General features: G+C 47.2%; 14 protein-coding genes. 5 read left to right on the top strand and 9 right to left on the bottom strand.

From position 1 onward, the window contains the following. Positions 1–71: 71 nt before the first annotated feature. The 5 genes from BUR42_RS05265 to BUR42_RS05285 form a co-directional block, all read right to left on the bottom strand. Positions 72–1,841 carry a peptidoglycan DD-metalloendopeptidase family protein gene (locus BUR42_RS05265; protein ID WP_143197341.1) on the bottom strand — a complete coding sequence of 590 codons (1,770 nt, stop codon included), beginning with the start codon at positions 1,839–1,841 and terminating at the stop codon, positions 72–74. Between the two features lie 142 nt (positions 1,842–1,983). Next, positions 1,984–2,715 (bottom strand): metallophosphoesterase family protein, encoded by a 732-nt coding sequence (locus BUR42_RS05270; RefSeq protein ID WP_074238226.1) that lies wholly within the window; start codon positions 2,713–2,715, stop codon positions 1,984–1,986. Positions 2,716–2,723: 8 nt separating this feature from the next. Next, positions 2,724–3,278, bottom strand: a complete 555-nt coding sequence (locus BUR42_RS05275; RefSeq protein WP_074238227.1) for a GNAT family N-acetyltransferase — start codon at positions 3,276–3,278, stop codon at positions 2,724–2,726. 106 nt (positions 3,279–3,384) lie between these two features. Beyond that, complete coding sequence (locus BUR42_RS05280) at positions 3,385–4,188, bottom strand: DUF4382 domain-containing protein (RefSeq protein WP_074238228.1); 804 nt, start codon at positions 4,186–4,188, stop codon at positions 3,385–3,387. Between the two features lie 65 nt (positions 4,189–4,253). Then, on the bottom strand, positions 4,254–4,727 hold the full coding sequence (locus BUR42_RS05285) for a hypothetical protein (protein ID WP_074238229.1): 474 nt from the start codon (positions 4,725–4,727) through the stop codon (positions 4,254–4,256). Between the two features lie 120 nt (positions 4,728–4,847). On the opposite strand from BUR42_RS05285, the gene BUR42_RS05290 reads away from it, so the two are divergent. Then, positions 4,848–6,620, top strand: a complete 1,773-nt coding sequence (locus BUR42_RS05290; RefSeq protein WP_234979609.1) for an FAD-dependent oxidoreductase — start codon at positions 4,848–4,850, stop codon at positions 6,618–6,620. Further along, positions 6,617–9,238, top strand: a complete 2,622-nt coding sequence (locus tag BUR42_RS05295) for an alpha-L-rhamnosidase (RefSeq protein WP_074238230.1) — start codon at positions 6,617–6,619, stop codon at positions 9,236–9,238. Before BUR42_RS05290 ends, BUR42_RS05295 begins: the two co-directional genes overlap by 4 nt. On the opposite strand, the gene BUR42_RS05300 is transcribed toward BUR42_RS05295, so the two are convergent. The 3 genes from BUR42_RS05300 to BUR42_RS05310 are packed head-to-tail and all read right to left on the bottom strand — an operon-like array spanning position 9,230 to position 10,829. After that, the gene (locus BUR42_RS05300; RefSeq protein WP_074238231.1) at positions 9,230–9,574 is read right to left on the bottom strand and encodes a DHCW motif cupin fold protein; all 345 of its coding nucleotides are present in this window, start codon (positions 9,572–9,574) and stop codon (positions 9,230–9,232) included. The two genes, BUR42_RS05295 and BUR42_RS05300, sit on opposite strands and share 9 nt — an antisense overlap. Continuing rightward, entirely contained in the window at positions 9,571–9,984 is a 414-nt protein-coding gene (locus BUR42_RS05305; protein ID WP_074238232.1) for an EamA family transporter, read from the bottom strand. Before BUR42_RS05305 ends, BUR42_RS05300 begins: the two co-directional genes overlap by 4 nt. 8 nt (positions 9,985–9,992) lie before the next feature. Continuing rightward, complete coding sequence (locus BUR42_RS05310) at positions 9,993–10,829, bottom strand: AraC family transcriptional regulator (RefSeq protein ID WP_074238233.1); 837 nt, start codon at positions 10,827–10,829, stop codon at positions 9,993–9,995. A 97-nt stretch (positions 10,830–10,926) separates the two neighbouring features. Between BUR42_RS05310 and BUR42_RS05315 the strand changes: the two genes are divergently transcribed. Then, positions 10,927–12,096 carry an MFS transporter gene (locus BUR42_RS05315; RefSeq protein ID WP_074238234.1) on the top strand — a complete coding sequence of 390 codons (1,170 nt, stop codon included), beginning with the start codon at positions 10,927–10,929 and terminating at the stop codon, positions 12,094–12,096. Then, entirely contained in the window at positions 12,096–13,310 is a 1,215-nt protein-coding gene (locus BUR42_RS05320) for an MFS transporter (RefSeq protein ID WP_074238235.1), read from the top strand. The genes BUR42_RS05315 and BUR42_RS05320 overlap by 1 nt, the downstream gene beginning before the upstream one ends. Here BUR42_RS05320 and BUR42_RS05325 read toward each other — a convergent pair. After that, positions 13,210–13,809, bottom strand: a complete 600-nt coding sequence (locus BUR42_RS05325) for a pseudouridine synthase (RefSeq protein WP_074238236.1) — start codon at positions 13,807–13,809, stop codon at positions 13,210–13,212. The genes BUR42_RS05320 and BUR42_RS05325 overlap by 101 nt on opposite strands. A 177-nt stretch (positions 13,810–13,986) precedes the next feature. On the opposite strand from BUR42_RS05325, the gene BUR42_RS29945 reads away from it, so the two are divergent. Beyond that, positions 13,987–15,828: a 3-keto-alpha-glucoside-1,2-lyase-like domain-containing protein gene (locus tag BUR42_RS29945; protein ID WP_074238237.1), complete on the top strand. Its 1,842-nt coding sequence runs from the start codon at positions 13,987–13,989 to the stop codon at positions 15,826–15,828. Positions 15,829–15,847: the final 19 nt, after the last annotated feature.

The raw sequence follows: 15,847 nt of genomic DNA on the forward strand, positions 1-15,847 counted from the left end.
TACGAAAAAAAACAGGGCCGTATGCTTTTGCTACGGCCCTGTTTTTATTAGTAGGTGATATCAGGAAAGCTTTATTTGCCCCAGATGGCGCTGAAGCGCCCATTATCATCGTAGTTCTGTACTTTGATCAGGCGCAGGCCTTCTGAGCTGGCCTGGTTGAACTTAGTCTGGTAAGAAGCGGAGGTCATACCATAGTATGCGGCGTAATTGTTCTTTTTAGGACGCCATACACCACCCACAGTATTGCCATTTACATTGATGCTTTTCAGTTCCCAGTTTTTGTACAGTTCATCGAACTTTTTGTCGAAGTCTGTGCCGGACATGCCATAATAGAGGTAGAAGCCGTTGTCGTTTGGCTTGTTCACAAAAACAGCCGCATGATAACGTTTACCACCTACGGTATAATCCACATGTTCCTGTACATGCCATTTCTTGGTTTCTACATAGTTCTTCCAGGTAGCTCCGAACAATGCATCATCCTGGTTATGTACAGATGCGGCAGACTGGCCGGCGGGTTTCTTTTCCCAGATGGCAGAGAAACGGGGATTGCCGCTGCCGTCTTTGGTAACAGAGATCTGGCGGGGTCGGTAACCTTGTGCGTCGTAAGTGTTAAAGTAAGTTTGGTAGGTAGTGCCGGTCATATAGAAACGTGCATACCATGATCCGGGAATACCCCATTGGAAAGAACCTGCAGCATACAGGGTGCTGCCGCTCTTATCCACACTCACGGTTTGAAGTGCCATGCCCATGCCGGTATAATAGCCCCAGTATTTATTCACGAGGTCCAGCGGAACATTGTGGAAGCTGGGATAGAAGGGTGCAAATAAACGTGCATAAGGGGTAGTGGCATCCAGGTCATAACAATCCACGCCTCCGTGGTTGTAAGAACCATAAGGGTCTACCAGTACCCATTCTCCGCTGTGCCCTGCGCGGGTATCCAACACACGTACTTCAAAATGCAGGTGTACGTTGTAGGAGCGGGTGTTAGCATCTTTAAGTGTGCCATCATCTTTCAGGATCACGCCAATACCTCCGGAGCCGGTGTTTCCTGCATAAGCGAGGAATTGTCCCGCGCTTACATTATCACCTTCTTTTACCGCGATCTTTTGGGTATTGGTACCCCAGCACAAATTGCTGTTGGTACCATTGGTGGCAAATGTTTTGTATTTGCCGGAAGTACCTTTGGCTTTGGCCCTGTCGTTATCATGGCCATTGCGCAAATGAAGATGTGTGCTGCGGTATTTATAACCGTCTGGTGCGGTATGTTCAATGGTAATATAGTTACCACCACCGTTAGACCATTTTACATCAATCACTTTTCCCGGTGCAATGGCGTATACGCCAAAGGTGGGATCTTCATTTTCCGCTACAGATGTTTTGCCATAATCAATGGCACGATGGGCATCTTTCTTGCCATCGCCATCGTTGTCCCAGCTGTAGTAAAAGCCCTGCCAGAGGCCGGTAGTGCTGTTCTTGAAAGGCAGGTACAGTGGCATGTGCGCTTTCACGGAACTGTAAACAGGTTCCAGCGCAGCTTCTACTACCGGTTGTGCACAAACACCCGCACGTTCCATTTTAGCAATGCCCGGTGCATCTGCTTCAATAAAGATCAGTTGTGTGATGGGCTTGATACTACGTGTAGCCGTGAACGATTTAAGCGGGCCTACTTTCATCCGGGCTGGATTTTCATCTCCATCCGGACCTTCGGGAGGAGCTACTGCAGGCCTTTTCACTTTCTGGTAAAGAATTTCGGAAGCATTTTCTTCTTCCTGGGGAATCTGCTGTGCATCAGCATGTAAACAAACAAGAAGGGTCGCCATGGCGAGGAATACGCATTTCATAATCAGTAATTTGGTGTTAACATTAAAATCGGTTGGCAAGCTACCCAGAATAGGAGCGGGGAAAAAACGGGACTTCGTATATGGTATGATTTAACCGATAGCTGGTTGATTTGATCGGTTAACGGGTTAGTTGTTATAACACTTAAGGATTCCTGCCTTTCTCGCCGGGATAGAGTTGTTGCGGTGGATCACTCTGGATCACTTTTTTTGAATCGATGTCCAGCGCAGATAACTTTCCGTAAAAAGCAGCACCTGTATCTACGTTCCAAAGGTTCGCTGCTTTCATGGGGGTGAATTTATTATAGTTAATAGTAGGCGTGTGGCCGATGTAGATCTCATGGAACAACTGTAGCCGGCGGGGATAGAGCAATGAGTTCTTTGACAAACGTTTGTTCATACTGCGGGCTGTTTCCCATAAAGTTCTGTCCCAGAGGAAACTGGTCTCATAACGTTCATGCTCCGGCCCGTGCATGGAAGCAAAACCTGCATGAATGAACAAACGGTTCTTATCATCAATATAAAAAGGCCGCAACCGATTGTAGAACCTGATATGTGCGCTTTTCTCTGCGGTGCTGATCCCTTCATAGCTTGCCACGGTAGACCTTCCGCCGTGAAATAACCACACCGGGTCTGCCGGGTTGCCCATTAACCAGGATTCACACCATTCATCGTGATTGCCTTTCATAAAGATGCAGTTGTACTGTGCATCCAGTTCCATGAGCCGGGAGATCACCTGGGCGGATTGAGACCAGCCATCTACGTAATCTCCGAGAAAGATCAATTTGTCTTCTGCCTTTGGTTTGATCTTTTGTATAAGCTGGTCCAGCGCTTTTAACGCGCCATGAATATCACCGATCACAAACGTTCTTGCCATAAATACATTTACCGGAATGGTGTTAGCAGGGAATAGATAATGGTATCCATAAACCTGCCTTCATAAAACAGGTTCTCTTTAAAATAAGCGTCTTTTGTAAAATTATTCTTTTCCAGCAGTCTGGCGGAAGCAATATTGGCCGGATCTATCAATGCAGCAACGGAGTGTAGCTTCAGGACACGGAAGCCATAATCCAGTACGGCAGCCAAAGCCTCTGCCATAATACCTTTTCCATGCCAGTTATGGTGCAGCAGGTAACCTACTTCACAACGGAGGTTTTCCGCTTCAACATTAAAAAGCCCTATCATCCCTATCAGTTTGTCTTCTTCCTTAACGGTAATGGCCCAGTTAATGGCTTCGTTCCGCTGGATGAGTTCCAGGTTGCTTTGTATTAATGTTTTGGCATCTTCCCTGTTCTTTTGCAAGGGGCGTGGGATGTATTGCATCAGTTCCCTGTTGGAGCGGAGGTAAAACACCTCATCTGCATCGCTTTCCCTTAGCTTCCGGAGCACAAGGCGTTCTGTGGTGAGAACGGGGTAAGGATCAAAGTTTAGCGTTAACATTTATTGAAAATAAGGGAAACCGGGCTAAAAACAAACAGGAGGGGGCAAACATTGCCGGCAGGGTAAAAAAAGGCTGTGAACAATAGTGTTCACAGCCCTGAATAATCTATGGTATCAGCGTGGTAGTACCTGCATTTGTTACAACGCCGGAAGTTACATTCACGTTAATTGTTGAATCCCTGAAAGCAGGCGCCTGTGCATCAAACACTACTTTCCAGCTGCCAGCGTTGAGGCCGCCGAAGAAATAATAACCTGTGAGCACATCAGGAAGCGCCAGTAAAGTATCAGTGTTCTGAATTGCCCATACCTGTGCCAATGCTTCTTTGGGCAGCACAAAACCTTTCAGGCTGCCACCTGTTGCTTCAGCATAAGTGCGGATCACCGGCTTGAGGATGTATTGCCCGCTGTTACCTGCAGTTACTACAGAACGGTTGGCATCAAAGTCGATGTACAAACGGTAAAGGATACCTGCTGTGAGGTCTGCCTTTAGTTTTAGCTTTAACCCGGACTGCTGGGCGGAAGGCGTTTTCAGCTCATGTTCCACCCCTGCTATCACCACTGAATTATTGGGACCAAGTATTAGCCTGATCTGGTTGATGCGGCCTGCAGGTACTTCCATATCTGCCAATACAGTATCTATTCCATTTCTGAAATCCAGCAGATTGTAAATGCCGGGATGTAGCATCGGTAATTCTATCCAGCCTTGTGTTGTGGAAGTATCCCCGGATGTATTGATCATCACTTTCTGAATGTCGATATTCACCGCATCATAAGCTGCAGGAGCGTCTGTAAGCCTTACCTGCAGACGGGCCTTTCCTTCATTGTTTTCAGATGAATCTTTCTGACATGCAATAACACCAGTAATTAGCGACAGTACGATCAGTGCAGCGCTGAGGAATTGTTTTTTCATTCTAACGGTTTTAAAGATATGATTGCCGGTTAGACGAATTGTTTACAGGAAAGTTTAACAGCTCTCTAATGTTTTTTATGACCTTTCCCTTTATTCCCCTTGTGTTTATTAACATTTCCCTTGCCGTTCATCGGATGGCCTTTCACTACATAGTATCTCGAATCGCGGCTATCTCTTATAACGGCCTGTTTGCCATACCATCCCTTGTATTTGCCGTATTTTTCACGATAAACATCCGGTTTTAAATAAGGCCTCGGCTCATTAACAATCACCTTGTATCCGCTGTAAAGATCATAGTGATAAGAAGGTGGCAGGGCACGGGCAAATACCCATTTGTTACCATTTAAATAGATGAACTGGCGGTCCGGAATATAATAGTAGGCATCTACATCCGGTAAATAGTAATATTCAGCATAATCGTATCCCGCAGGGCCCCAGACAGGCTGACTACCAATGTTCACATTTATTTTAACCTGTGCGGATGCCGTATTCGCAAAACCGGCAAGGATAAAACAAATCCCCAAAGCTATCTTTTTCATAAAAAAAAGTTTATGTTCCCTATACTGTATCCAAATAAGGTGCCAACCGGAAAAATTTAGCAAGCCGGCTACGTATAATTAACCCATTAAAGTGTCTTAAAATGGAACTATTTTGTAAATATGATGACAAACAGAAAACCACTACAGGCGTTGCTTGCGTTCAATACCTCCCAAAGCGTTGCTGATGCTCAGCATGACGGAGCAGGATGGTACAAAGAAGCTAAATCCCTTATATTTATCCATTGGGCTAAACAGGCTGCCATGCGGAAAATCTTCTTACTTACTTTACTTTGTTCCGGCCGGTTAATGGCACAGGAAAAACTGCAGGCAGATGTGATCGTGTACGGGGGAACGGCAGCAGCAGTTACAGCCGCGGTACAGGTACAACAGATGGGCAAATCCGTGATCATCGTTTCACCGGATATACACCTCGGCGGATTATCCGCCGGTGGCCTGGGCTTCACTGATACCGGAAATAAATCTGTGATCGGCGGCCTGGCCCGGGAATTCTATCACCGTGTATACATGCACTACCAGCAACCCAATGCATGGGTATGGCAGGCAAAAGAAGCTTACGGCAACAAAGGGCAGGGCACACCTGCCATGGATGGAGCAGAGCGCACCATGTGGATCTTTGAACCGCATGTGGCAGAGCAGATCATGGAGGACTTCATCAAAGAACACCAGGTAAAAGTATACCGGGACCAGTGGCTGGACAGAAGCAAAGGTGTGGTGAAAAAAGCTGGTCGCATTGTTTCTATCACCACGCTGCAAAAGAAAACCTTCTCCGGTAAAATGTTCATAGACGCTACTTACGAAGGTGACCTGATGGCCGCTGCCGGTGTAAAATACCACGTAGGCAGAGAAGCCAACAGTGTATACGGAGAAGAGTGGAATGGCGCACAAACAGGCATCCTGCATCACCGTCACCATTTTTTAACGAACATCAGCCCGTATAAGATAGAAGGAGATAAGAGCAGCGGTTTATTACCCCGGGTGTCCGATAAAGATCCCGGCAAAAGGGGAGAAGGCGATGATAAGATCCAGGCATACTGTTTCCGTATGTGCCTTACCAATCTGCCGGAAAACCGGATCCCCTTTCCTAAACCGGAAGGTTATGATCCCATGCAGTATGAGCTATTGCTGCGGGTGTTCAAATCAGGCTGGCGGGAAACCTTTTCCAAGTACGACCCAATTCCTAACCGTAAAACGGACACCAATAACCACGGCCCTTTCAGCACGGATAACATTGGTATGAATTACGATTACCCGGATGCCACGTACGAGCGCCGGAAGGAGATCATCAAAGAGCATGAGCAATACCAGAAAGGGCTCATGTACTTTATGGCCAACGATCCCCGCGTGCCGGAAGATGTACGCTCAGCCGTCAGCAAATGGGGATTGGCAAAAGACGAATTTAAAGACAATGGCGGCTGGCCGCACCAGCTCTATATCCGTGAAGCCCGCCGTATGATAGGGATGGCGGTAATGACAGAACATGAAACCCTCAGCAAAAAAGATGTGCCTAATTCTGTTGGCATGGGATCCTATACCCTGGATGCGCATAACGCACAACGTTACGTGAAACCGGATGGTTTTGTGCAGAACGAAGGTGATATAGGGGTGGATGCTCCCAAACCTTATCGTATCAGCTATGGCTCCATCGTTCCTAAAAAGAAGGAATGTGAAAACCTGCTGGTTCCTGTTTGTGTGTCCAGCTCACATATTGCCTATGGTTCTATCCGGATGGAACCGGTATTTATGATCCTGGGGCAAAGTGCTGCCACTGCTGCAGTACAGGCTATTAATGGTAAAATAGCGGTGCAGGATGTGAAATATGAAACACTTAAATCGCAATTATTAAAAGATAAACAAAGACTGGAATTACCATGAAATTGATCAGTATCCTTTTAGCTTTTTTCCTGCTTTCATCTGCGCAGGCCAATGAACCATCCGGGTTAACAAACCTGCAATGTGAATACATGAAAGATCCTATTGGTATTGATACAAAACTGCCCCGCTTCAGCTGGGTTATGCTCAATCCCCTAAAAGGTACCATGCAGAAAGCATATGAAGTATTTGTATCCACTACGCGCGATGGAAAAGGGGACATCTGGAAGTCCGGAAAGGTGAACTCCTCTTCCGCGTTTGCTGTATACAAGGGGAAGGATTTACTGCCTTTTACCAGGTATTACTGGAAAGTAGTGACATATGACCAGTCTGATAAAATGCTTTCTGCAGGGGCCACATTTGAAACCGGCATGATGAACATGCAGAACTGGCAGGGCGCCTGGATCAGCGATGGAACAGACGTAAAGGTGAAACCTGCTGCACAGTTCCGCAAAGAATTCGAGGCAAAGAAGAAGATAAGGTCCGCCAGGGCCTATATTGCCGTGGCCGGATTATATGAGTTGTACATCAATGGAGAACAGATCGGCAAACAACGGCTGGACCCCATGTATACGCGCTTCGACCGCAGAACTTTGTATGTTACGCATGATGTAACAGAACAGTTGAAGGCCGGTAAGAATGCGATCGGTGTGATGCTGGGTAATGGATGGTATAACCACCAGTCCACCGCCGTATGGTATTTTGATAAAGCACCCTGGAGAGGAAGACCGGCTTTCTGCATGGACCTCCGCATTACTTATGAAGACGGATCAATAGAAACCGTCAGTTCTAAAAAAGACTGGAAAACCGCATTAGGACCTGTTATTTTCAATAGCATCTATACAGCCGAGCATTATGATGCCAGGCTGGAACAGGATGGCTGGAATAAGGCTGGATTTGATGATAAGAAGTGGAGAGAGGTAACACTCCGTTCCGCACCTTCTAAGAACATTGTGGCACAGGTAATGCGCCCGATTGAACAGGTAGAAGAGATCCCCGCAGCTAAACTGAATAAGATCAATGATACTACTTATGTATTTGACCTGGGCCGGAACATTGCCGGTGTAAGTAAAATAAAAGTAAAGGGAGAAGCCGGTACCGTACTCCGGTTGAAACATACAGAGCTATTGAAACCAGATGGCATGGGCGATATGTCCAATATAGACATGCACTACCGCCCAACGGATGATAAAGATCCTTTTCAAACAGATATTTACATCCTCAGTGGAAAAGGAGAAGAAAGTTTCTCTGCGCGTTTCAACTACAAGGGTTTTCAATACGTGGAAGTGACCAGCAGCAAACCCGTTTCGCTTACAAAGGAAAGCCTGGTTGGTTATTTCATGCACAGCAATGTACCTGTGCTGGGGCATGTATCTTCTTCCAATCCCATGATCAATAAATTGTGGGCAGCTACCAACAACGCATATCTTTCCAACCTCTATGGCTATCCTACAGATTGCCCGCAGCGGGAAAAGAATGGCTGGACGGGTGATGCGCATATTGCCAGCGAAACCGGCCTCTATAATTTTGATGGCATTACCGTATACGAAAAATGGCTGGCTGATCACCGGGATGAACAACAGCCTAATGGTGTACTGCCTTCCATCATTCCTACCGGCGGATGGGGTTATGAATGGGGGAACGGACCGGATTGGACGAGCACTATCGCTATCATTCCCTGGAATATCTATCTCTTCTACGGCGATACTACTTTGCTCGGTGCCTGTTATGATAACATCAAACGTTATGTAGACCGTATCGCTACAGATTACCCATCCGGCCTAACCACCTGGGGGCTGGGAGACTGGGTGCCGGTTAAATCTAAAACACCGGTAGAGCTTACTTCCACGGCGTATTATTTTGCGGATGTAACTATCCTTTACAAAGCGGCAAAACTGCTGAACAAAACTGCGGACCATCAGCAATACAAAGCGCTGGCAGAGAAGATCAAAACTGCTTTTAATGAAAAGTACCTGAATAAGCAAACCGCCATTTATGGAGAAGGTGTGCAAACGGCCATGAGTGTTCCTTTATATTGGGGACTAGTGCCTGAAGAGCTGAAAGCCAAAGTAGCAGCAAACCTTGCCAAAAGGGTGGAAGCAGATAATTTCCACCTGGATGTTGGTTTGCTGGGCACAAAAGCGATCTTAAGTGCCTTAAGTGATAATGGTTATGCAAACGCGGCATACAAAATAGCCAGCCAGGAAACCTTCCCTTCCTGGGGATGGTGGATCGTGAACGGCGCTACCACTTTACCCGAGAACTGGCGCATAGAAAGTAAGAACGATAATTCACGGAACCACATTATGTTCGGAGAGATCGGCGCATGGCTGTACAAAGGCCTGGCAGGTATCAAACCGGATGAACAGGCGCCGGGTTTCAGGAATGTTATTTTAGAACCGCATTTTGTAGAGGGCCTGGATCAGTTTGAAGCAAGGCGCCAGCTCCTGGTATCTTCCTGGAAAAGGGAGGGTAACAGTATTGTTTATGATGTGATTATTCCGGCTAACAGCACGGCTACCGTTCGTTTTGATGCAGGCAAAAGTATTACGCTGAATGGCGTACCTGTGAAAGATGTCGTAGCATTAACGTCCGGGAACCACCGTTTTATATTAAAGTGATGGCTGAAGGAATGAGCCATCAACAATGAATAATTTTGCGCCCGTATCCGTGAAAGAACGGTGGGAGCTAAGATCATCCGTTACCTGGTAGCTCATTCCTTTTTTCATGATATGCAAACTGCCATCGGCCAGTTCTGTGGTCATTTCTCCTTCCAGGCAATAAATGATATGCCCTTTCTGACACCAGTGGTCTGCTTTATATCCTTTGGAATATTCCACTACACGAATGCGCAGATCGCCGAGCTGTACTGTACGCCAATAGGCTTCACCGGTTTCTCCTTTATGGATGGTAGGTGCGATCGCATCCCAGTCTGTTGTATGAAAATCGATGTTCATAATACAAGGATAAGTGTGCCGCCAATGATGCACAGGGCACCAATGGCTGTTTTAATAGTGAGCGCTTCCCCCAGGAAAACAACAGAGAAAACGATGGCGAGCGCAACGCTCAGTTTATCTACAGATGCCACCTGCGCCACTTTGCCCAGTTGCAGGGCACGGAAGTAAAAGATCCAGGAAAGCCCTGTGGCTACACCGGATAAACCTAAAAAGATAAGATTGTTCCTGGTAAGCAGCTGGATGCCGTTTGTGGCACCCCTGAAGTAAGCAATGCCCCATGCCACAAAAAGGATCACTACCGTACGGATAGCGGTAGCCAGGTCAGAATCTACTCCCTTCATGCCTACCTTCGCAAAAATGGCCACCAATGCGGCAAAAAGTGCTGATAATAATGCATAGACCCACCACATATGAACGGTTATTTGATGTAATGTTTTTTAAACTCACTCGGATTTTCTCCCTCCAGTTTCTTAAACACTTTATTGAAATAAGAAAGCTGCTCAAACCCTGTGCTAAAGCAGGCTTCACCTACCGATCTGTCCTGCAGCAGGAGGTTCTTTGCCTGGTTGATCCTGCAGCGGTTCACAAAATCTGTAAAGGTTAAGCCCGTTTGTTTTTTGAAGTAACGGCAGAACGCAGCGGTTGTCATGTGCACTTCTTTTGCAATGAAGTTCACATCCGGCTTCAGGTGATAATTGGTATCCACATAATCGTAGATGGCAGACATGCGCTCTTTCTCTTTATGCTGCTGGTTCACTTCCTCATTCAGCTGCACCACTTCCTTGCTGGTGGCCATGATCTGGAAGATCTCCAGTAAGGTCATTAACTGCCCGAAGTGATCTTTGGGTTGCATGGCCTTCAGTTTTTCTGCAACAGTTGCTTTTGTTTGCCCTGTAAAAGACAGGCCGTATTTTGCTTTCTGAAAGAGGGCTTTAACAGCGGATAGTTCAGGGGCATTCAGAAAAGCATCGCCCAGGAAGTCTTCCTTCAGCTGTACCACTATCTGGTTGATCTCGTAGCCCAGCCCATAATCAAAATTTAAATGAGGTACATCAGGCCCTATGAAAATGAGATCGTTATCCACATAGCCGGATAAATGCTGCCCAACATGGCGGGTACCGGAACCACCTTCCACATACACAATTTCATACTCCGGGTGAAAATGCCAGAAAAAGCTCTTTTTGAAGCAGGAAGTATTCAGTTTGAAAGACTTACCGGAATCCGGCCTGATCTCTTCCAGTTGAATTTTGCTCATAGGGGCAAAATTAAGGCATTTTAAGATCAATGGAGTGCAAATAATGATCATTATAGGAGTAGGGAAACTTTCTATCGTGTAATAATTTTGTGGGCAAATGCAACTCTCGAATACCTTACCATTATCACTACCGGTCCCAAGGATCTACCGGATAGCCTTAAGCATCTTCTTTTTTGTACAGGGGCTGATCTTTGCCAGCTGGGCCAGCCGTATACCGGATATTAAACTGAAGTTCCATTTGAACGACGCGGAACTGGGCAGCCTGTTGTTTGCATTACCTGCCGGGCAAATGGCCGGTATGGCGCTTTCCGGTTATCTCGTGTCCAGGTTTGGTAGCCGGCTGATGTTATTGATAGGTGTGGTGTTATACCCCGGCACATTGATCCTTTTAGGTGCAGCGCCTACTGTAGTGTTGCTTGTTTCAGCATTGGTTTTCTTCGGCCTTTGTGCCAACCTTATCAATATCGCGGCCAACACCCAGGCCATTAGTGTGGAAGGGCTTTACCGCAAAAGCATTATGGCCAGCTTCCACGGGCTGTGGAGCCTGGCAGGGTTTACAGGAGGGCTGATAGGAAGTTTTATGGCGGCACATAAGTTTACGCCCTTTGTGCATTACTGTGCCATCTTTGCACTCACGCTACTGCTTGCACTGTTAGCCGGCCCTTATCTGCTGCCAAGGGATGCATCCCGTAAGAACAAACAAACATCCATCTTCGTAAAACCGAACAGGAATATTATTTTACTGGGTCTGATCACCTTTGCCTGTATGATCTGCGAGGGTACCATGTTTGAATGGAGTGGTGTGTATTTTCAGCAGATCGTGCATGCACCGGCAAAACTGGTGGGCCTTGGATTTACGGCCTTCATGAGTACCATGGCAGGCGGGCGTTTTGCAGCAGATTATTTCATCACAAAATTTGGTGTGAAGCGCATGCTGCAGATCAGCGGCGTTACTATTTTAACCGGTTTGCTGACAGCCGTGATATTACCTACCATTGTACCTGTTACCATAGGATTTTTATTAGTGGGAATTGGAGTGGCTTCTGTTGTACCCATGACCTATAGTTTAGCTGGCCGTTCCCGTACTATCCAGCCTGGTGTAGCATTGGCGATGGTATCCTCCATTGGTTTCCTGGGCTTTCTGCTGGGGCCGCCGTTAATTGGTTTTGTGGCAGAGGCATTCGGCCTCAGGTGGTCTTTTACCATGATCGCTGTATTAGGATTAGGGACTACTTTACTGGCAGGCAGCATTAAAAACGAGGAGTAATGGATTCACCGAAGCGGGCACGTATAGCTATTACATTATTTTTCTTCCTTTCCGGTTTCGGATTTTCTTCCTGGGCTTCCCGTATCCCGGATATTCAGCACAGGCTGCAACTGAACAATGCAGCATTAGGCGTTGTATTATTCTCATTGCCTTTGGGCTTATTATGTACCATGCCCGTAACAGGTGTACTCCTGCAACGTTACAGCAGCAGCAGGATCATGTTCATTGGGGCTTTGGCGTTTAATGGCATGTTAAGCATACTGGGATTTGTAACATCCGTATGGCAACTGGTGATAGGTTTATTCTGCTTTGGTGCATCCCGCAACCTGCTGAATATTTCCATGAATGCACAATCCGTAGGTGTGCAGGCTTTATATCAGAAGTCTATCATTACTACTTTTCATGGCGTCTGGAGCTTAGCCAGTTTCTGTGGTGCAGGTTTAGGTGGTGCCATGGTATATTTCAGGGTAGGCACTGCATGGCATTTTCTGATGGTAGGCATACTGATGGTGATACTGGGTTTCATTGCATATCCCGGCAGTTTAAAACAACCGCCTGCCACCAGCGGGAGAGGGCGTTTTGCATTACCGGACAGAGGACTGTTGAAATATGGCCTGATCTGTTTCGCCGTAATGTCCTGCGAAGGCACTATGATCGATTGGAGCGCCATTTATTTTAAGGAAGCGGTAAAAGCGTCTGAAGAAATGGTGACTGCAGGATTTGTTGTGTATATGGCAGCCATGGCCACAGGGCGTTTCTGCGGAGATAAGCTCCTGCATAAAATAGGGATTGTATCTATGATCAAATACAGCGGACTGCTCATCTTCAGTGGCTTGTTACTGGCGGCACTGATGCCGCATCCCATTTCTGCAGGTATTGGTTTTATGATGACGGGGGTGGGCGTTTCCTGCGTAGTGCCTTTGGTTTTCAGCATGGCGGGGAAATCTACTACAATGGCCAATGGCCCTGCTATTGCAGCGGTTTCTACGATCGGTTACCTTGGTTTTTTACTGATACCCCCGGTGTTTGGTTTTATGGCAGAAGCAGCTGGCCTGAGATGGACCTTTGCTATGATGGCGCTCTTTGGATTAGTGATCACCGCTTTGATCATCATCAGTTCCAGTTCGCGATCTTCAGCTTCTCAAAAAACTCCGCTTCCTGCATCTCCTGCACACCACCCGGCGGAAGATCACCCAGTTCCAGATCTTCAATAGATACCCTGATCAGCCGCTGGCAGGGATGATGTATTGATCTTACCATCTTGCGCACCTGGTGGTATTTTCCTTCCATCAAAGTAATGAGCAGCCAGGTATGCGGATAATCGTCGCTTAATTCACCAACACGGTCTGCCAGGTTCGCAGGTTTCTGCACTATTTCTACTTTGCAGGGAGGTGTTGTGTACATCTCACCACCTGCTATCCTGATAGGAACCCCTGTGCGCAAACGTTCCAGGTCCACCGGCTTTATTACATTCTTTATCCTTACCAGGTAAGTTCTGCCATGGGGTTGCTCGCCCTGGAAAAGCAGGCGTGTTACTTTTTTATTGGTGGTGAGTATCAGCAAACCTTCTGAATGATTATCCAGCCTGCCTACCGCATGGGTGCCTTCCGGAAAATCATAATCCAGTTCGCCGATCTGCCTTTCAGTCTGCCGCCCGCCCGTAAACTGTGAGAGCATATTGAAAGGTTTGTGAATAATAAAGTAACGGTTCATGCCTGCAAAGAAAGGAAATTTTTAACAGGGGGCCGGCCATCTATTGCCCCGGAAGCATGCCTGAACCCCGCCGTATGCCTCTTTTTATTTAGCAAATCGTTTAGCAGCCGGACTTTCAGCTTTACCACTCCTCAAGAATAATTTGAACCGGAAAAAAACTATTTATATTTTGCGACCATGGTACTAAGATCGAAAAACAGTTTTTTAAGCCGGTCATGGATCGGCTTTTTATATGTATGCGGTGCCGGGCTGATCATTACTCAGCCGGCCTTCAGCCAGTCTGGCCAGATCCCGCTGCAGGACTTTTCTTCTTTTAAGAATCCCTCAGGCAGCTGGCAGATAGCAGGAGATGTGTCCGCCAGCCTGTTGAAGCCCAATGTGCTCAACATTGCCAAAGGCACCGGTATCCTTGTGAACATGCCCGGTAAAAAGGCACATGGGGAAGACCTCTTTTCCAATATGGAACACGGGGATATAGACCTTGAGCTGGATTACATGATGGCATCAGGCTCTAATTCCGGGATCTATTTCCAGGGCAGGTACGAATTGCAGTTGCTGGACAGCTGGGGTGTAAGGTCTCCCAAACCAGGAGACAACGGTGGTATCTATGAACGCTGGGACGATAGCAAACCTGAAGGTCAGAAAGGCTACCAGGGTTATGCCCCCCGCCAGAACTCCAGCAAAGCTCCCGGTTTATGGCAGCACCTGAAAGTATCTTTCCAGGCACCCCGTTTTGATGCAAGCGGCAAAAAAACAGAAAATGCCCGCATTATCCGTGCTGAACTGAATGGCGTGGTGATCCACGAAAATGTTGAATTAATGGGCCCCACCCGTGGTTCCATTGGCGGCGGTGATGAAAAAGCCACCGGTCCATTGCGGATCCAGGGAGATCATGGTGCTGTGGCATTTAAGAATATCGAGATCAAACAATTTGATCAGCCTGTTCCTGAACTCACAAACCTGCAATACAGCGTTTATAAAGGCCGCTACGATGCCAATGTGAACCTCGCAGCTCAAAAAGCGGAGGCACAGGGTACTGTGGCAAAACTGACTGCTAACGCAGGCCCTTTAAGCCAGGAATACCAACTCCTGTATAAAGGCACCCTCAAAGTGAAAGCAGCAGGAGAATATACCTTTGTCCTGAACGGACAAGGCGGCGGCGCCCTCGTAAAGATCAATAACCAGGTGGTGGTACCATTTGGTCAACGGGGTGGAAAAGCTAACTTATCCGCCGGCGATCTGCCCGTAGAGATCATTTATGGCAGAGCAGGCGACAGGGGGAATCCCGCTTTGGGCATTACCATCGCAGGCCCCGGCATCCGTGAATTTTACACCGGAGATGCCATCACCCCGGATGATACCGATCCCATCCTTGTAACCGCAGAAACAAACACTATCCTGCGCAGCTTCATGGATATCGGCAACCGTACAAGAGTGGTACATGCCGTATCTGTAGGCAGCCCTGAAAAACTGCACTACACTTACGACCTGGATAAAGGAATGATCGTACAATTGTGGAGGGGCGACTTCCTGGAAACCACACCTATGTGGCATGAAAGAGGAAATGGTACCGCCCGCGCACAAGGTGTTAAACAACTTTTCGGCATGCCTTATTTCACTTTAGGCAGGTTAGCCAGCCAGCAGGATGCATGGAAAACTGATTCTGCAGGTACCAGCTACCGCCCGAAAGGATATGTGCTGGATGAAAAGGACAGGCCAACTTTCAAATACCAGATCTTCGGTTCCAACGTAACAGATGCTATCCGTGTTTCTGAAGACGGACATGGTATCTCCCGTGAGATCACGGTTACTGACCCTGCCGGCGATCTTTACGCTAAACTGGCGGAAGGTACACAGATTGAAGTAGGGGAAAAAGATCAGTATGTAATAGATGGGAAGCAGTATTACCTGCAGTTACTGGATGCCGGTGGCGCCAAACCTGTGGTACGTGATGCCGGCAACCGCAAAGAGTTGATCATACCGGTGAAAGGCAAGTTGAGCTATTCCATCCTTTTCTAAACATTTACAGAACTGACGC

Origin of the sequence: Chitinophaga niabensis (assembly GCF_900129465.1) — a bacterium.
Classification (GTDB): Bacteria; Bacteroidota; Bacteroidia; order Chitinophagales; family Chitinophagaceae; genus Chitinophaga; species Chitinophaga niabensis.